Source organism: Nonomuraea sp. NPDC023979 (assembly GCF_040639085.1).
Lineage (GTDB): Bacteria > Actinomycetota > Actinomycetes > Streptosporangiales > Streptosporangiaceae > Nonomuraea > Nonomuraea ceibae.
The window spans coordinates 31,367-45,341 of the sequence record NZ_JBEZZG010000052.1 but is presented as its reverse complement, the minus strand read 5'-3'; the positions used below and the strand labels follow the sequence as shown (position 1 = coordinate 45,341).

The window sequence follows — 13,975 nt, the reverse complement described above, 5'->3', positions numbered from 1 at the left end:
ACGCCAACGTATCTTCGGGTGGTTTGCCGTCAAGGCGTGTCTTTCCGGACAACTGCTCCTGATCAGTGCAAACACGGCCCGAGGGGGACCGGCGGACAGATGCGTTTTCCGGTCTGGTGGGGGCGCTTGGGGGGTGATCTGCAACACGAACTGCAACACGGGCTGCAACGCGCTCGTCCAGCTATGACCGTTTAAACGATCTTGCCGTCCCGCATAGAGCTGCACTTGCAGCTTTATGCGAGCAGGCCAATCGAGCGATCGAACGCACATTCGAGTTGATTCGCTGATCAGGAATAACGAGTATCGCCGAACGTGTTAATCTCGCCGTGATACGTTGTTATATGCAAGACGGTTGTGCAAGACGGTGGACAGGATCAAGCGGCCGACGCTAATTTGATCACATGTGCCGCGCGTTACCCTTCCCCACGCTAGGAGTTTGATCATGGCTGGCAGAGGCCCCAGTATCGACCGGGAGCGGCTTCGAGAGTTGCACGCGGCGAACTACAGCATCAGTGAGATTGCCGCCGAGCTGGGGGCCACCTACAGCGGGGTTGCTCACGCACTGTCACGCATGGGCCTTAGCCGCAAGCAGCTTGAGCACCGCGACGCGCTGCCCTGGGCCATCAGTGCTGAGCATCGCAAGACCGCGCCGCTCCAGTACATGCGGGAACTATCGCAGATGGCTCAAGGGAAAATGATCAGCGTACACCGGCAGGCCACGGCCATCCGCTGGGCTCAAGAGCTGATCGCGGACGGCTGGGACGTCTCCTATAGCCCCGACGCCCCGCCGAGCGACTTCTGCCCTCAAGGTGGCTTCTACCTAGTGCCGGCGCAAAAGGAAAGCCACCTTCGCAAGCTGCTGGAGGCGGCTGGGTGGAAGGGTGGCGATAGCGGGCGTTCCTAGCTATCTATAGCTGGTCACTGTTGATCATAGCCAGGGGATTTACCCCTGGCTATGGTCGTTTTAGGTGGTATGTAGCCGATCCGCAAGTCGGTAACGTTTTGACCACTTAAGGGAAGGTTTGTTATCCATGTCCCTCCTGCTTGTCTCGGGAGGGCACGTAAGGCATGGACCTTGAGCAGCATCGCGGAATCCTGGAAACGATCCTCAGTCGAGCTAAGGACGAAGAGGACGTCGTAAAGCGCCTAAGCAACTACATGGCGCTACTGAACCACTGCTATGAGGAAGCCGACGAGGTGCGGGGCTACTTCACCCTGATCCTTGAAGAGAAGGGCCTAGACACTCTCGGGATCGCCTCGCTGATCAACAAGTCGGGCAAGCGATACGCGAGCACCCGCCTCACGGCCAAGGCCGAGAAGCGACTAGCCGAAGTGCAGGCCCGCATTGAGCGCGGAGACGATCCGCAGTCTTACGCCTACGAACTGTTTACCGGTCTTGAAGCCCGTAAAAGCCGAGATGCCGCCAACCCTCTGCTAACGCCCATCCAGATCCAGCAGGCAAAGCGGACAAGCCGCATGATGCGGGCAGTCCGTAACCTGTTCAAAGGGGCCAAGGTGGTCGGGTTAGCCTTGCTGCCCGCGTTCCTAGCCCAAAAGCTGTCTGCGGCCAGTTCGGCCGGAGCGGCAGGCGGCGTAACGGCAACCGCCACGGCAGGAGCGGTAGCCACGACAAGCGCCGCGCCAGCCGCCGGGGCAGGACTGGCCGCCGTGATCCCAATCGCCGCCGGTGCCGCCGAAGTGGCGGCTCCGGTCGTCGCCCCGATCGCGGGGAAGGTAGTTGCCGGATGGGTCGCGACAGGGCTCGTCTTCGGTGCTACAGGGGTCGTCGCGTACGAGGCGACCGGAAGCAAGCAGCCCCCGCCGTCGCTAGACCATGCCGTGACCATGGAAGTGGATGAGCCACAGCCAGAACCGACCCCCTACACAGGCGGCCCCGTTGACGCTTTGCCACCGGACATGATCAGCCCGACAGCGATCCCTGACGACGTCACGACGATGCGCGATGAGTCATCACCCAGAGAAGCGAAGGTTCTGGAGCCCGATCCACCGCGCTCAACACATCGAAGCCCTGCGCCGACGAAAAGCGCCGGCCCGGTGTCGGTGAAGACATCCGAGCCGCCCGGCACGTCGCCGCCCTCTCCAGATAGCACCGCGCCGCCGAAGGCGTCGCCGTCGTCGTCCAAGCCCGCTTCGCCCGAGACGGTGGTTACGCCCACGGCGGCCCAATCCTCCCTGCCGACCACAACCCCTACCGGTGCGCCTTCCAAGCCGCTACCGTCGCCCACAGCCACGCCGGACCCCGCTGGAGACAAGCCCACGCCCACCGGCTCTCAAGCACCCCCAGAAGTTCCCACAGAGACGCCGGACCCCACGCCTACGGCGAGCCCTACACTCACGCCTACGGAGACTCCGACGCCCACGGTTGGGCCGACGTCCACGACGACGCCAAAGCCGACGCCCACGGTGTCGGGCACCAGCCCGAGTGCTGGAATGAGCCTGTGGGGCTGGCTCTCCGGCCTGGTCGGCTGACCCGACCAAGATCAATTGCATCGGTGCAACAGAAAACCGTCCTTACCGTCTTCCGTCAGGCTGGATGACTCCGCTTAGATCATTTGGGCAACGAATCCTGAGAATCCCTTAAAGGGGGAGCTTTGAAGGTGTACGGACCGGCAGACCCGTTCGCGATCCTGGACATCGCGCGCATCCCTCACGCCGAGGGCGTGAGCCGGGCCGATATCACCTACCCGGACGGCGTCATGGTTGAGACGCGCTACCGTCTGCCGGTCGACTCCGACTACGTACACGCCACGAACGCTCACCTTGTGCCCACCGGCAGCCACATGGTGAGCACGGCCACGGAGGAAGAGGAGGACGGAACGTTCTCCTACTTCACCCACTGGCGCCCCGCCGGCGGATCGTAGAGAGCCCTGACCTGCCCTAATGCACTCAACAGGGTGGGTTCGAGCTTCGATTTGTGCAAAACGGTAGTGATCGGGTAGGCTGTGCTCAGCACGGCCGGGGAAACCTCCCTCCAACCTGGTAACGCGGGGCAAGGGGACCAGTACCCGGCTCGTGCCTGGCACGACTTGAGAACTCAACAGTGGAAACGCGCGAAGACCTCACCCCTTACGAAGGGGGGAACGCATGCCTAAGCATCGTTCCGTGTCACAGCTAACCAGCTACGCGAGTTGCGGGGAGTCCTACCGGCTGTCAAAGGTCGCGCGGGCACCACAAACCCCCGCAGCATGGTTCGCACAAGGGACAGCCGTACACGAAGCGATCGAAAAGTGGGAACGCACGCACCGCGAGCACAGCCCAGAAACCGCCATCGCGTGGTTCGAGGAAGCTTTCGACCGCGAAGCGGCCAAGATGTTCGAGGCGGAGCCAGACATCAACGCCTGGCTGTGCCCCGGCCGGACCAAACCAGAAACGGACCTCGCCAACCGAATAGACCGGGGGAGAGTCCAAGTGTCCGGCTACATCGAACAGGCGCTAGCGTCCAAGCTCAAGGTGCTGGAACTGATGCCGGGCGAACCGGCGTCAGAAGTTCCCTTCAGTCTCGACCTGGACGGGCTTACCGTGATCGGCAGCATTGACCTGATCATGGTCGACCCGTGGGGCCGCCTCTTGGTGCGCGACATCAAGACCGGTTCCAAACGACCGTCCGGCCCCATCCAGCTAGCCGTATACGGGCTCGCTGTGTTCGACCTCACGGGCGACGTGGTCGAATGGGGCGACTACTACATGGCGAAGGACAACAAAGCCCTAGACCCGGTCCCCCTTCGCCCCTTCACGCGCGACATGGTGACCCGATGGTTCAAACAGATGGACACCAGCGAGAACGCAGGCATCTACCTGCCGAATCCTGGAGACCACTGCACCACGTGTAGCGTGCGCCGGTTCTGTTCCGTGATGGGGACGGACCGGCATTCTTTTCGCCCATAATATGCAAGACGGTAGTGATCAACTAGACAGGAGAGCCACTTGGCAGAGGACTACCCGCATGCCCTGGACGTCGAAATCTGGGACGGACAGGGCCGCAAGGTTGGTCTCTATCATCTGCGAGCACCGAGCGCGGCCGACTTCATCGCTGAAGCCAACGAAGTCGACGGGCAGTTCGCCGATGCGGTAGCAAACGTGACCCACACCGTGCGTTCCGCGTTCCTGCTCAAGGTCGAGCTGGGCGCGGAGTTCGTGTCCGAGAGCGGCCCGGCTCCAAGTCGAGCCCCCGCCCCCCGGCGTGCTCCCCAGCAGCCGCAGCGCAGGCCCCAGAGCCGCCAGGCGGCCCCCGCCTATGACGACGCTCCAGACTGGCCGGAAACCCCTCCCGGCGACGACGCGGGCGTGTACTGCGACCACGGCGAGATGAAGTACGTCCCGGCCGGGGTCGGACGCAACAACAAGCCGTACAAGGCGTTCTACGCCTGCCAGCTTGACCGCAACGACCCCAACCGCTGCCGGACCCGTCCGGCCTAAGTAGAAGGGTTCCCCGCTGTATACGCTCGCCAGAGCGCGCGCTAAGGCGGGGGAGACGGGCTTGCCAATCCCTAGCCCGTTTAAACGGCTAGCCGCGGAAGGCGTCGAGTTCCGCCGTGGCCAACTTGCTTTGGTCGCGGCGGGGCCAGGCGTCGGCAAGTCCGTGTTCGCCCTCACCCTGGCAGCCGCAAGCCGAGTCCCAACCCTGTACCTGTCAGCCGACAGTGACGCGGCCATCCAATACGAGCGGGCCGCCTCCATGCTGACCGGCCGAACCCGTGACGAGATCGCCGAACTCGTCGAGAGCGGGGATACCCGCTACCTCGACAGCAAGCTAGCTGCCCTGCGCAAACTCAGATGGTGTTTCGAGTCGTCACCCACCCTGGATGACGTCGAGAACCATGTGAAGTGCTGGGCGGCCATCTACGGGGCCTACCCGGAGCTGATCGTGGTGGACAACGTCTCAGACGTCACCCCCGACAGCGAAGAGGGCGGAACGCTAGCCCTCGAATCCATCATGAACTACCTGGCAGACCTGGCCCGCGCTACCGGCGCGGCCGTCATAGCGCTACACCACCTCACCGCCGAATACGACGACGGCACAGAGCCGCCGCCGCTAAGCGCCCTCAAGGGCAAGATCAGCAAAAAGCCGGGCTTGGTCCTCAACCTCTTCCGGCCCGCCGTAGGCAAGCTCGGCGTCGTCATCGCCAAGAACCGCACAGGCCAACCCGATGTTGGCAACCAATACCGCGTCGTCTTGAACGCGGACCTTTCCCGCATGTCCATAACCGACTAACGGAGACACCCATGCCCGTCATGCTCCCCTCCCTCCCCGTCAAGGCCGTCCTGATCGAGCACATCGGCCGCGTCGCAGTCAAGCCGGAGACGTTCATCCCGATTGATGACGTCGTGGTCACCTTCACGCACGCTAAGACCGATGAGCAGTTCGTTCTGCTGACGAGCCGCATCATTGGCCTGATCGTTCAGCCCGAGCCCAAGACCGAGCAGCCGGGCGAGCAGGCAGCCGAGGAGGCGGCCGAGGACAGGAAGGCCGCCTAAACGTGACGAACCATGTCCCCATCAACCGACTCCCCGAGATCACGTTCATCGCCACGGTGGACGGCGACGGACTACACATCAAGGAAGGCTCCCTGAACTACGACGAGCGCCGCCAGGCGTACCACGGTCTCGTTGATGGCCACTGGATTCCCGGCACCGGCTACCGCGAGGTAGAGCCGCGCGAGACGTGGATTCCGAGCCGCGCGGTCACGCGGCTGATGCGGAAGCTCTAGCAGTTGTCCAGCCCCAGCAAGGCCAAGGGCACTCGCTGGGAACGGGAAGTCGCCGACTACCTCGCCGAGACCATCCCCGGCGTGGACAGGATCGGCTCACGCGACTTCGGGTCGGGGGACCTCGCCGTCCCCTGGCCCATCCCCCACGAGTGCAAGAACGAACGCAAGATCACACTGAGCGAGTACGCCAAGCAGCTCAAAGCCATCAAGGCCCGTTTAAACGCTCCGGCCGGCGTCATGGTCGTCAAGGCCCCACGCAAGCCGGTCAGCGAAGCGTACGTCGTCATGACTCTTGAGGAATGGCGGCGCATCCTGCCCGTGATCGGCGACCATCTTCTCACCGAAGCGCTCAACAGTTGAGCCCCGCCAGTCACGCAGAAGCCATGACGGCAACGCTCGGCTTCTTGATTGTCATCCTCGCCCTGGCCTTGTTCGGCGAATGGCGGGAGCGCCGCGCACGCCGAAAGGTGAAGCGATGCGGGAAGCACCGCAGGGCATAGGCGAAGTTCTCACCCATTACGGAGCCGAGTACGTACCCGAAGGGTACAAGTGGGCTCCGATGAGATGCCCGTTCCATGATGACCGCTCCGCTTCCGCATCTGTCTCAACGGAACGCGGAGCGTTTAAATGCCACGCCTGCGAAGCCAAGGGCGACCCAATCGCACTCATTCGCTGGAAGGAGTCTTGCGATTACTTTAGTGCCCTCGAAATCCTCACTGGAATTCTTGGAGATAGCCACCCGGCGATATCGGCGCGCAATGCGCGGAAGTCCCGCAGAAGAGTATTTGATGAGCCGGGGCCTAGCCCCGGACAGCATTCGATCTTTTCAACTCGGGTACGTCGCCGATTCGATGCCGGGACATGAGCCATACTCCGGCCGCCTAGCAATCCCATACCTTTCGCCCGACCGGATCGCGCTACAGATTCGATTCCGCCGGATAGGCGATGGCGAAGGGGCCAAATACCTCACCGTGCCAGGCGATACACCACGCCCATTCAACACCAGAGCGCTAGACCTGGACAGCCCCATCATGTGCGTCTGCGAAGGCGAAATCGACGCCATCACCGCCGCACAAGCCGGTCTACCAGCCATAGCGATCCCAGGCGTGTCCGCCTGGCGCAAGGAATGGGCGCTCGCCCTGCACCAATACGACCACGTATTCGTACTCGCGGACAACGATGACAAGGGTCAAGGGAAAAAGCTCGGCGAAACCATCGCCGGGCACTCCGACAACGTCCGAATCGTACTCATGCCCGAGGGGCACGACGTCAACTCATTCGTCCAAGAACACGGCGCGGAAGCGCTACTAGAAAAGGTGGGAATCAATGACCAGTGAAGAACTCGCCAAGGCCGTTGAGACAACCGTCAAGGCCGTAAAGAGCCGCATCCTCACCGTGGGGAAGGAGCAATACGACAAGGGCGACGAACAGCTTTTCGAGCAGATGACCATCAACGAACTGCTCAACTACGCCGTCGAGGAATGCGACGACCAGATCGCATATGCGGTCATGACGCGCATCCGCCTCGTCCGGCTCCAGCGCAAGCTTAAGAAGGCGTTCACCGTATGATACTGCACGATTTCCTGCCACGTGGCCAAAAGGTACTCATCAATCTAGCCCGTAACGCCATGGTGGCCCACGCCATGGAACTGGTGCCACTGGAAGACCTTCCCCCCGAATACATGACCATGATGGATGAGGCCCGAAAGGCTTACCAAAGCGGCTCGGACATTGTCTTCAACGCGCTGGTCATGGCCGTCCTGTTCCAGACCGGACTTGACGTGGAGGCAGACGATTAAGCGAATCGTTGTCTACCCCGACGCTCAAATCCCGTACCACAACGCGCGCCAGGTCCAAGCGCTTCACAGCTATATTCATGCGACGAAGCCGGACGCCGTATTGATCATCGGCGACTTCATGGACTTCCCGACTCCAAGCCGATGGTCCAAGGGCACGGCCGCCGAGTTTCAGGGCGACGTCTTCCGCGACGTCGAGATCGGCAAGCGCACCCTAGGCGACCTCCGGCGCGGCTACTCCGGGCCGGTCCAGTTCATCGAGGGTAACCACGACGAACGCCCCCGCGTCTACCTCTCCCAGTACGCCCCGGCTCTAGCAGCCAGCAAGGCGTTCAACATCGACGTCTTGTTGGACTTTGGCGGCCACGGCGTCGAGCTGGTCGACGCCTTCCATCCGATCGCCCCCGGCTGGATCGCCACCCATGGACACAAAGGCTTCAGCCTGTCCGGCATTCCCGGTCGGACAGCGCTCAACGCGGCCAAGACCATCGGCAAGTCGGTGGTGATAGGGCACGTCCACAAGCTGGCCCTGTGCCCCGACACAACCGGATACCAGGGCCGCACAAACACCCTTTGGGGAGTCGAAGCCGGTCACGTCATGGACACCAGGCCCGGCCGGACACCGGCCTACCTGAAGCGCGGAGCCGCCAACTGGCAAAGCGGCTTCGTGGTCCTGCACATCGACGGCCGCCGGGTGCGGCCCGAGCTTCACCCCATGAGCCCCGATGGCTCGTTCATCGCTGACGGAAAGGTTTGGAACTAAGCGGTGCTCACCGCTGAAGTGATCGACACGGCGTCGCGGGTCGGCAAGTATGTCGCCCGCGACTGGCCGATGATCGACGCAGACGACATCACGCAAGAGGTGCTAGCGGGCGCTTGCAAGCGGCCCGACCGATACAACGCCATGGACGAAGCCGCGTTGTTTGCGTGCTTCCGTGCCGACGCACACGCCTACTGCATGAGGGAGCGGGCCGACTACACGACCCGCACGGCGAAGTACCTCTACACCCCGGCCGAAGTCCGGTCACTGCTGGCCGTCCTGTACGAGACGAGCGAAGCAGACTGGTCCAAGCCGCCGGCTAAGGACTCGTACGCTGTGGTGCTCGAAACGGGTTCTCTCGTCGTATCGGTGTGGGACCTCAAGGAAGCGCTCAAGCAGCTCCCCGCCAATTACCGAGCGATCATCTCCCGCAAGCACGAAGCTGCCGGGCTCACCAAGGAGCAGCGGGAAGCGCTCAGGGAAGCCGGTTGGGAGCCGCTAACAGCCGCAGAGCGGAAGACGTACCAGCGAGCCGTAGACCGGCTTACGGAGCGGCTGAACAAGCGGATCAACCGCCCGCGAGGCGTCCACGAGAACGCCCCAGGTGCACGCCGTGCCATGTCCAACGCCCACGCGCACGCGGTCACACACGACGAGCGAGACGGCCGATGACCGAAAGCATGCAGCCCTGCATGCCGGACTTCGCATGGTGGCTCCCCGACCATCCGGGGAGCCCCTGCCTGATCGAGCTAGGCCACTACGCAACCTCTCCCCCCTACGTGAAGGAAGTAGAGGGGGAATGGATGCCCACCATGTGCCTCACCTGTGGCTGCACTGAGGGCGGCCCGTGGTGGATGCGCTCGTGGATCTGGGGCCCGAAGCAACTACTAGCAGGGAAGGGGGCTGAGAGTGGCGAAGCTGCCTAGCACCATCTATTACCTGGCGACTAGCAACCGGCCGCGACCGTACGTTTCGGCTGGCCACGTCAAACAAGCGCTCAAGGGCCGGGGTTGGTCCTGCAACCAGCTCGGATGCAAGGTCTACCGGGTTTCCGGCCACGTGAACGGCGAACTGGCGTGGGAAGACGTCACCGACGAGTTCCTGCCGGAGGCGAAGTGGTAGAGCCTCCCAAGCCGAAAGAAATCATGCTCGGCTGCCTGGCCCTGGTCCTAGCAAGCGGCATCTTCTGGCTACTCGTGATCGGCGGCATCAGGGCAATGATCAGCCTGCTAGGCATGCTCGCGGGGGGATGATGGCCTGCACCTGCCCCGCCTGCCGCCGCCGGCGGACCCGTTTAAACGCGACCGCGGACCCGCTCATCGCAGCGCTAGCAGTCGTCGGGGGAGCCCACGGCACAGCCGAAGCGCTCGGCTTCGTGCTTCGCCTACTGCTCCACTAGATCCGGGCGTTCCAACTTTCGGACACTCATTGCGCTACCGTCTTGCATGTCCGTAATATGCAAGACGGTAGCGACTGGGCGACGGGGTTTTCCCGTCGCCTAACTCGTCTCTCTATCAGGAAGGCGTTTAAACGCAGCATGGCAGACTTCAACCAAGAGGCGGGCATTTGAGACGCGCTGGCTACCGCAGAAGCCGAGGGATCACGCTCGGCGCACTCGGCGCAGTGTCAGCGCTCGTGATCTCCGGCTGTGCCGACGACGTCACGGCCGACTGTGTCGCAGCCAAGCCGGACGGCAGTGGGGCGTACCAGATCGTTGATGACCGCTACTGCGAGGGCGGCTCGCATGCCTCCTACGTCTGGTACTACGGCGGCACGGCCAGGCACGGCTCCGTACGCGGCGGGACGACGGTCAGGCCCGGCAGCGGGGAAATCACGACGCGAACCGGCAAGGTGATCAGCCGTGGCGGGTTCGGTGGCCGCAGCAGCGGGGGCGGCGGATGAGAGTCATCGTCACCGGCTCCCGGGATTGGCCAGAGCCCGGCCGCGTGTACGCAGCCCTGGAAGCCGTCTACCGCGAGGCGACGCAGAAGCGGCAGCGCCTGGTGGTCGTCCACGGGGCCTGCCCCACAGGTGCCGATGCGCACGCCCACGAGTGGGTTCTCATGGCCCGCTTCGACGGTATGGCGGTCGACGAGGAGATGTTCCCGGCTCACTGGCGCGAAGGTCCTGCGGCTGGACCGCACCGCAACGCGCGCATGGTCGCGGCCGGAGCAGACAGGGTGCTGGCCTTCCACAAGGACAACAGCCGGGGCACAGCCAGCACGATCCGGTACGCCCGCGAGGCGGGCATCCACGTTGACATCCAGGCGTAGATCACCGCACAAAGCACAGCGCAGCCGCATCTTGAAACACCTAGTTACTAGGTTAGTGGCCGTAAAGCCCCTGGTCATGGCATAACAGAATCCAAGCAGGACGTAAGCCCCCATCTCCTGTATCTACTTGGCCCGTCAGAGACCGATCACGTCAGAAGGACACGCCCTTGACCCCCGTCAACGTCGACGCGATTGCAGCCGAAAGCTCCGAGACGATCTACACGTCGGCCACGGCCGAACTCGTGAAGATCACCTACGGGTGTGGCTGCATCGGGTACCGGGTTCATCTCGACGGCCACCCCAAGCCGTCCGAACTGGCCAAGGTGAACGGGATGATCCCCGACACGCACTTCCTCACAGATACCGACGTCATCGGAGGCAGCGTGACGCAGCACTACGAGAACGAAGACGACTGTCAGGCTCCGGCCGACGCCGTCTAGCAAGGCTCCTGGCGGAGACGCGGGCACCCGGGTTCTCTTGCTAGGCTGTGAACTTCATCGCGGCCCTTTCTGGGAGGCTCTTTTGAGCCCGGTTTCTGCTGACACTTAAACCATCACGCGATGGAGAAGCCCCCCGGCTCCGGCCGGGGGGCTTTCTGTTTCTCGGGCAGGTTGGTGGCGCGTTTCCGCTGTTCGAGGCAGGGGGCCGTGCAGCCGGCGGCGCCGTTTAAACAAGCCCGCGGCGGTCCGCGCCACGCGGCGGAGCCGGTTCCTGAGCCCGGCGAGGCGCGATGGCGCGGCAAGCTCAACCGAAGCCGGTGGATGAACCAGGTAGTCAGAAGCCTGATCGTAAGCCGCTAAGGGGCTGATTTGTGCAAGACGGTAGGCGTTGATAGCTTGAGCGCGTCGGCAAGAACCGGCTCCGCCGGAAAGGCTGGGCACAACACCAAAGGGGTTGAGATGTTCGACTGGAACAAGGCAAAGGTTGGCGACTATGTGAGCTGGGAAGGTGACGAGCCGGATGACGTCGTCACGGTCAAGATCGTAGGCGTGTGCCGCCACGAGGACGGCCGAGTTCACCGGATCAGCTATGCGGACCCAGACTACTTCCGCGATGCGGTGGAAGAGTCTGCGTACCTCAGCATGAAGCGCCTAACGCGGGAGTGGCGGCACGCAGAGGCGGCTGACGTCGCCGACTGGGAAGCTCGCCGAGCCAATCACGGCCCCCAGTACACCAACAGTTGGGACTAGCTAGCCACTTAGCCCCCGGCGGCTAGCCGGGGGCTTTTTCTGTGCCTGTCGGCCACCGCTGACCGATCGCTTAGCTAAGAACTTCCCGCACTCGACTTGTGCAAGACGGTAATGATCCGGTAGGTTTAATCCTGTCAGCAGAAACCGGTTCCAAACCCGAAAGGGGATCGTGATGAACGACCTCTCTAAGACGCGGGAAGCTTGGCTTCACAAGGCCGCATCTATCTTCCGCCCCCGGTTCATTGAGATCGGTATGCCGCTTCCGGAAAGGCTCCACCTGTCGGTCGGCTTCGGACCTGACGGGCACGGCGGAGAGAACGCGGTCATCCGGGGCGTGTGCATCTCCAAGGCGGGCAGCGAGGACGGTGTAAACCACATCTACATCTCGCCCGAGCTGGGAGACACAGCCGTTGTCCTGGCGGTACTCCTGCACGAGCTGATCCACGCCGCCGACGACTGCCAGCACGGCCACCGGGGGGCGTTCGCCGAAGGCGCTACCAGGCTCGGGCTCTTGTCGCCCATGACCACCGCGACGCCGGGGGTTGAACTGGCGGCCGAGCTGATGACTATCGCCGAAACGCTGGGGGAGTACCCGCACGGCAAGGTCCTCATCAGTCGCGACCGCCGCCGGAAGCTGGTTGACCCGGCAGGGCAGCCGATGCCGCCGATGTCGGAAGGGCCGCTCTCCTCTGGCCCTAAGAAGCAAACGGCCCGGCTCCTTAAGGCGCAATGCGTCGCAGCGGACTGCGCCTGCGGCGGCTACGTGGTGCGGGTAACCGCAACATGGTTGAAGATCGGAGCACCTATGTGCCCGATGGGGCAGCCGATGCAGACGCCCCCGGCCGCCTAACCCGGCCTAGCGCCCCCGCTAAGGGGGCGCTAGGCCCTAAGTACCTGTACGATCCCGTCAGCACCCAGGAAGGACTTCCCCGCATGCCTATCCGAATCGTTGAGCAGTTCCTATGCGACTACTGCGCGCATGACGACAAAGAGACTGAAGCGCCACACAAGATCGAAATCAACGGCAAGCGAGCGCTCGCCTGCGACACCCACGCTAAGCCGCTCCTGAAGGCGCTGGAGGCGTTCGAGGCGGTCGCCGAACGCATCCCCGCTCCGGCGGCGTCATCCGCCCGCAGCGGCCGTTCCAGGGCCGTACGTGGCAGCTCCATACCGGCCCGGCAAACCGGCGCACCCACGGCAGCCGAAGTCCGGCAGTGGGCACAGGCCAACGACGTCCCAGTGTCAGCCAAAGCTCGCGTAGCGCAAGATGTTTACGAGAAGTTCTATGAGGCATTCCCGGACCGACGACCGGCCTCCTAGAAGACAAGGCCCCCGGAGATTCCGGGGGCTTTTCATTGACCGTATTGTGCAAGACGGTAGTGATCGTGTAGTGTTTAAACCGTCAGCGAGACCGCACCGGCTGGAAAGCCGGTTGAAAACTCAAAAGGGGAACGCATGAAACCGTGCGTCGAGTGTGGCCGAAGCGCAGAACTTGGCGACAACTGGCCAAGCCTAGGCGGTCCGGTGTGCGTGTTCTGCGAAGCGCAGCTCTACGCCGCGCAGCTCGAACCGGAACCGGAATGCCTTCGCTCCTACGGTGGGGACGGCAACTGCCGAGGCGGCGTCACCTACAGGGCCAGTTACGCCGGAACGGGAACGCGGATCGCCGAATGCTCCAAGCATCAGCAGGAGGCGGCGGAGCGTGACCAGCGGCTACGCCAGGTCTACCCGGACACCCCCACTCCACCGAGCTGGTTCGACCCGACCTACGCAGGTGAATCATGGAACGACGACTACTGACGCTGTGACGGAGACATGACGAAAGCCCCCGGCTGGAGCCGGGGGCTTTCCCGCTGGCGGCACACCGCCGGCTAACCCGCTGAACAATCAGCGGTAGCGGGTCACGGTTGTCTTACTGCGGCGCTTCAACCAGATGATCGGCAAAGCCAGCCCAGCCGTGCAGATGATCCACAGAAAGTCCCCGATAGTCCACGCGGGCTTTGTCACCGCACGCCCCGTCATGGCGACCTGTACCGGCTGCTGCTGAGGCATCATCGGCTGCCCGTAACCCGGTGGCGGGTACTGCTGGCCGTACGGCTGAGCCGGGTATGGCTGCGGCTGGCCGTACTGCGGCTGCTGCTGGTAAGGCTGTTGAGGCTGAGAGGGATGCATGCCGGGACAGTAAGCCTGCCGTGATCATTTATGCAAGACGGGACAGTTCCTATTA

At 63.2% G+C, this 13,975-nt stretch carries 24 protein-coding genes; 23 read left to right on the top strand and 1 reads right to left on the bottom strand.

What is annotated here, in order from left to right:
- Positions 1–442 precede the first annotated feature (442 nt).
- The 23 genes from AB0G11_RS46570 to AB0G11_RS46460 all read left to right on the top strand — a co-directional run bounded on the left by AB0G11_RS46570 (position 443) and on the right by AB0G11_RS46460 (position 13,548).
- Entirely contained in the window at positions 443–904 is a 462-nt protein-coding gene (locus AB0G11_RS46570) for a hypothetical protein (protein ID WP_357593547.1), read from the top strand.
- 164 nt (positions 905–1,068) lie between these two features.
- Positions 1,069–2,490, top strand: a complete 1,422-nt coding sequence (locus AB0G11_RS46565; protein WP_357593545.1) for a hypothetical protein — start codon at positions 1,069–1,071, stop codon at positions 2,488–2,490.
- 128 nt (positions 2,491–2,618) lie between these two features.
- Positions 2,619–2,882, top strand: coding sequence for a hypothetical protein (locus AB0G11_RS46560; RefSeq protein WP_357593543.1), 264 nt, complete (start codon positions 2,619–2,621; stop codon positions 2,880–2,882).
- Positions 2,883–3,123: 241 nt separating this feature from the next.
- Positions 3,124–3,906: a PD-(D/E)XK nuclease family protein gene (locus tag AB0G11_RS46555; protein WP_357593541.1), complete on the top strand. Its 783-nt coding sequence runs from the start codon at positions 3,124–3,126 to the stop codon at positions 3,904–3,906.
- Between the two features lie 39 nt (positions 3,907–3,945).
- Entirely contained in the window at positions 3,946–4,437 is a 492-nt protein-coding gene (locus AB0G11_RS46550) for a hypothetical protein (protein WP_357593539.1), read from the top strand.
- Between the two features lie 61 nt (positions 4,438–4,498).
- Entirely contained in the window at positions 4,499–5,233 is a 735-nt protein-coding gene (locus tag AB0G11_RS46545) for a DnaB-like helicase C-terminal domain-containing protein (protein WP_357593537.1), read from the top strand.
- Between the two features lie 11 nt (positions 5,234–5,244).
- Positions 5,245–5,496, top strand: a complete 252-nt coding sequence (locus AB0G11_RS46540) for a hypothetical protein (RefSeq protein WP_357593535.1) — start codon at positions 5,245–5,247, stop codon at positions 5,494–5,496.
- 2 nt (positions 5,497–5,498) lie between these two features.
- On the top strand, positions 5,499–5,729 hold the full coding sequence (locus AB0G11_RS46535) for a hypothetical protein (protein WP_357593533.1): 231 nt from the start codon (positions 5,499–5,501) through the stop codon (positions 5,727–5,729).
- Between the two features lie 3 nt (positions 5,730–5,732).
- Positions 5,733–6,089: a hypothetical protein gene (locus AB0G11_RS46530; protein WP_357593531.1), complete on the top strand. Its 357-nt coding sequence runs from the start codon at positions 5,733–5,735 to the stop codon at positions 6,087–6,089.
- A 79-nt stretch (positions 6,090–6,168) separates the two neighbouring features.
- Positions 6,169–6,594 (top strand): CHC2 zinc finger domain-containing protein, encoded by a 426-nt coding sequence (locus AB0G11_RS46525; RefSeq protein ID WP_357593529.1) that lies wholly within the window; start codon positions 6,169–6,171, stop codon positions 6,592–6,594.
- The gene (locus AB0G11_RS46520) at positions 6,488–7,066 is read left to right on the top strand and encodes a toprim domain-containing protein (RefSeq protein WP_357593527.1); all 579 of its coding nucleotides are present in this window, start codon (positions 6,488–6,490) and stop codon (positions 7,064–7,066) included. Before AB0G11_RS46525 ends, AB0G11_RS46520 begins: the two co-directional genes overlap by 107 nt.
- Complete coding sequence (locus AB0G11_RS46515; protein ID WP_357593525.1) at positions 7,056–7,298, top strand: hypothetical protein; 243 nt, start codon at positions 7,056–7,058, stop codon at positions 7,296–7,298. The genes AB0G11_RS46520 and AB0G11_RS46515 overlap by 11 nt, the downstream gene beginning before the upstream one ends.
- Positions 7,295–7,528: a hypothetical protein gene (locus AB0G11_RS46510; protein WP_357593550.1), complete on the top strand. Its 234-nt coding sequence runs from the start codon at positions 7,295–7,297 to the stop codon at positions 7,526–7,528. Before AB0G11_RS46515 ends, AB0G11_RS46510 begins: the two co-directional genes overlap by 4 nt.
- Positions 7,425–8,288, top strand: a complete 864-nt coding sequence (locus AB0G11_RS46505) for a metallophosphoesterase (RefSeq protein ID WP_357593523.1) — start codon at positions 7,425–7,427, stop codon at positions 8,286–8,288. Before AB0G11_RS46510 ends, AB0G11_RS46505 begins: the two co-directional genes overlap by 104 nt.
- Before the next feature lie 3 nt (positions 8,289–8,291).
- The gene (locus AB0G11_RS46500; protein ID WP_357593521.1) at positions 8,292–8,957 is read left to right on the top strand and encodes a hypothetical protein; all 666 of its coding nucleotides are present in this window, start codon (positions 8,292–8,294) and stop codon (positions 8,955–8,957) included.
- 237 nt (positions 8,958–9,194) lie between these two features.
- Complete coding sequence (locus tag AB0G11_RS46495; RefSeq protein WP_357593519.1) at positions 9,195–9,407, top strand: hypothetical protein; 213 nt, start codon at positions 9,195–9,197, stop codon at positions 9,405–9,407.
- Between the two features lie 501 nt (positions 9,408–9,908).
- Positions 9,909–10,187, top strand: a complete 279-nt coding sequence (locus AB0G11_RS46490) for a hypothetical protein (protein ID WP_357593518.1) — start codon at positions 9,909–9,911, stop codon at positions 10,185–10,187.
- Positions 10,184–10,558 (top strand): SLOG family protein, encoded by a 375-nt coding sequence (locus tag AB0G11_RS46485; protein WP_357593516.1) that lies wholly within the window; start codon positions 10,184–10,186, stop codon positions 10,556–10,558. The genes AB0G11_RS46490 and AB0G11_RS46485 overlap by 4 nt, the downstream gene beginning before the upstream one ends.
- Positions 10,559–10,725: 167 nt before the next feature.
- Positions 10,726–10,998 (top strand): hypothetical protein, encoded by a 273-nt coding sequence (locus tag AB0G11_RS46480; RefSeq protein WP_357593514.1) that lies wholly within the window; start codon positions 10,726–10,728, stop codon positions 10,996–10,998.
- A 459-nt stretch (positions 10,999–11,457) separates the two neighbouring features.
- The gene (locus tag AB0G11_RS46475; protein WP_357593512.1) at positions 11,458–11,748 is read left to right on the top strand and encodes a hypothetical protein; all 291 of its coding nucleotides are present in this window, start codon (positions 11,458–11,460) and stop codon (positions 11,746–11,748) included.
- 172 nt (positions 11,749–11,920) lie between these two features.
- Positions 11,921–12,598, top strand: coding sequence for a hypothetical protein (locus AB0G11_RS46470; RefSeq protein WP_357593510.1), 678 nt, complete (start codon positions 11,921–11,923; stop codon positions 12,596–12,598).
- Between the two features lie 83 nt (positions 12,599–12,681).
- Positions 12,682–13,068: a histone-like nucleoid-structuring protein Lsr2 gene (locus tag AB0G11_RS46465; protein ID WP_357593509.1), complete on the top strand. Its 387-nt coding sequence runs from the start codon at positions 12,682–12,684 to the stop codon at positions 13,066–13,068.
- A gap of 135 nt (positions 13,069–13,203) precedes the next feature.
- Entirely contained in the window at positions 13,204–13,548 is a 345-nt protein-coding gene (locus AB0G11_RS46460; RefSeq protein WP_357593507.1) for a hypothetical protein, read from the top strand.
- A gap of 87 nt (positions 13,549–13,635) precedes the next feature.
- Here the strand turns inward: AB0G11_RS46460 and AB0G11_RS46455 are convergent, their stop codons facing one another.
- Positions 13,636–13,920 carry a hypothetical protein gene (locus AB0G11_RS46455; protein WP_357593505.1) on the bottom strand — a complete coding sequence of 95 codons (285 nt, stop codon included), beginning with the start codon at positions 13,918–13,920 and terminating at the stop codon, positions 13,636–13,638.
- Positions 13,921–13,975: the final 55 nt, after the last annotated feature.

What these genes read in the sequence shown, in the direction of transcription:
- AB0G11_RS46570 (WP_357593547.1), top strand. Translation starts at nt 443, where the DNA reads ATGGCTGGCAGAGGCCCCAGTATCGACCGGGAGCGGCTTCGAGAGTTG.
- AB0G11_RS46565 (WP_357593545.1), top strand. Translation starts at nt 1,069, where the DNA reads ATGGACCTTGAGCAGCATCGCGGAATCCTGGAAACGATCCTCAGTCGA.
- AB0G11_RS46540 (WP_357593535.1), top strand. Translation starts at nt 5,245, where the DNA reads ATGCCCGTCATGCTCCCCTCCCTCCCCGTCAAGGCCGTCCTGATCGAG.
- AB0G11_RS46525 (WP_357593529.1), top strand. Translation starts at nt 6,169, where the DNA reads ATGGCGGGAGCGCCGCGCACGCCGAAAGGTGAAGCGATGCGGGAAGCA.
- AB0G11_RS46520 (WP_357593527.1), top strand. Translation starts at nt 6,488, where the DNA reads ATGCGCGGAAGTCCCGCAGAAGAGTATTTGATGAGCCGGGGCCTAGCC.
- AB0G11_RS46515 (WP_357593525.1), top strand. Translation starts at nt 7,056, where the DNA reads ATGACCAGTGAAGAACTCGCCAAGGCCGTTGAGACAACCGTCAAGGCC.
- AB0G11_RS46510 (WP_357593550.1), top strand. Translation starts at nt 7,295, where the DNA reads ATGATACTGCACGATTTCCTGCCACGTGGCCAAAAGGTACTCATCAAT.
- AB0G11_RS46505 (WP_357593523.1), top strand. Translation starts at nt 7,425, where the DNA reads ATGAGGCCCGAAAGGCTTACCAAAGCGGCTCGGACATTGTCTTCAACG.
- AB0G11_RS46485 (WP_357593516.1), top strand. Translation starts at nt 10,184, where the DNA reads ATGAGAGTCATCGTCACCGGCTCCCGGGATTGGCCAGAGCCCGGCCGC.
- AB0G11_RS46475 (WP_357593512.1), top strand. Translation starts at nt 11,458, where the DNA reads ATGTTCGACTGGAACAAGGCAAAGGTTGGCGACTATGTGAGCTGGGAA.
- AB0G11_RS46470 (WP_357593510.1), top strand. Translation starts at nt 11,921, where the DNA reads ATGAACGACCTCTCTAAGACGCGGGAAGCTTGGCTTCACAAGGCCGCA.
- AB0G11_RS46465 (WP_357593509.1), top strand. Translation starts at nt 12,682, where the DNA reads ATGCCTATCCGAATCGTTGAGCAGTTCCTATGCGACTACTGCGCGCAT.
- AB0G11_RS46460 (WP_357593507.1), top strand. Translation starts at nt 13,204, where the DNA reads ATGAAACCGTGCGTCGAGTGTGGCCGAAGCGCAGAACTTGGCGACAAC.
- AB0G11_RS46455 (WP_357593505.1), bottom strand. Translation starts at nt 13,920, where the DNA reads ATGCATCCCTCTCAGCCTCAACAGCCTTACCAGCAGCAGCCGCAGTAC.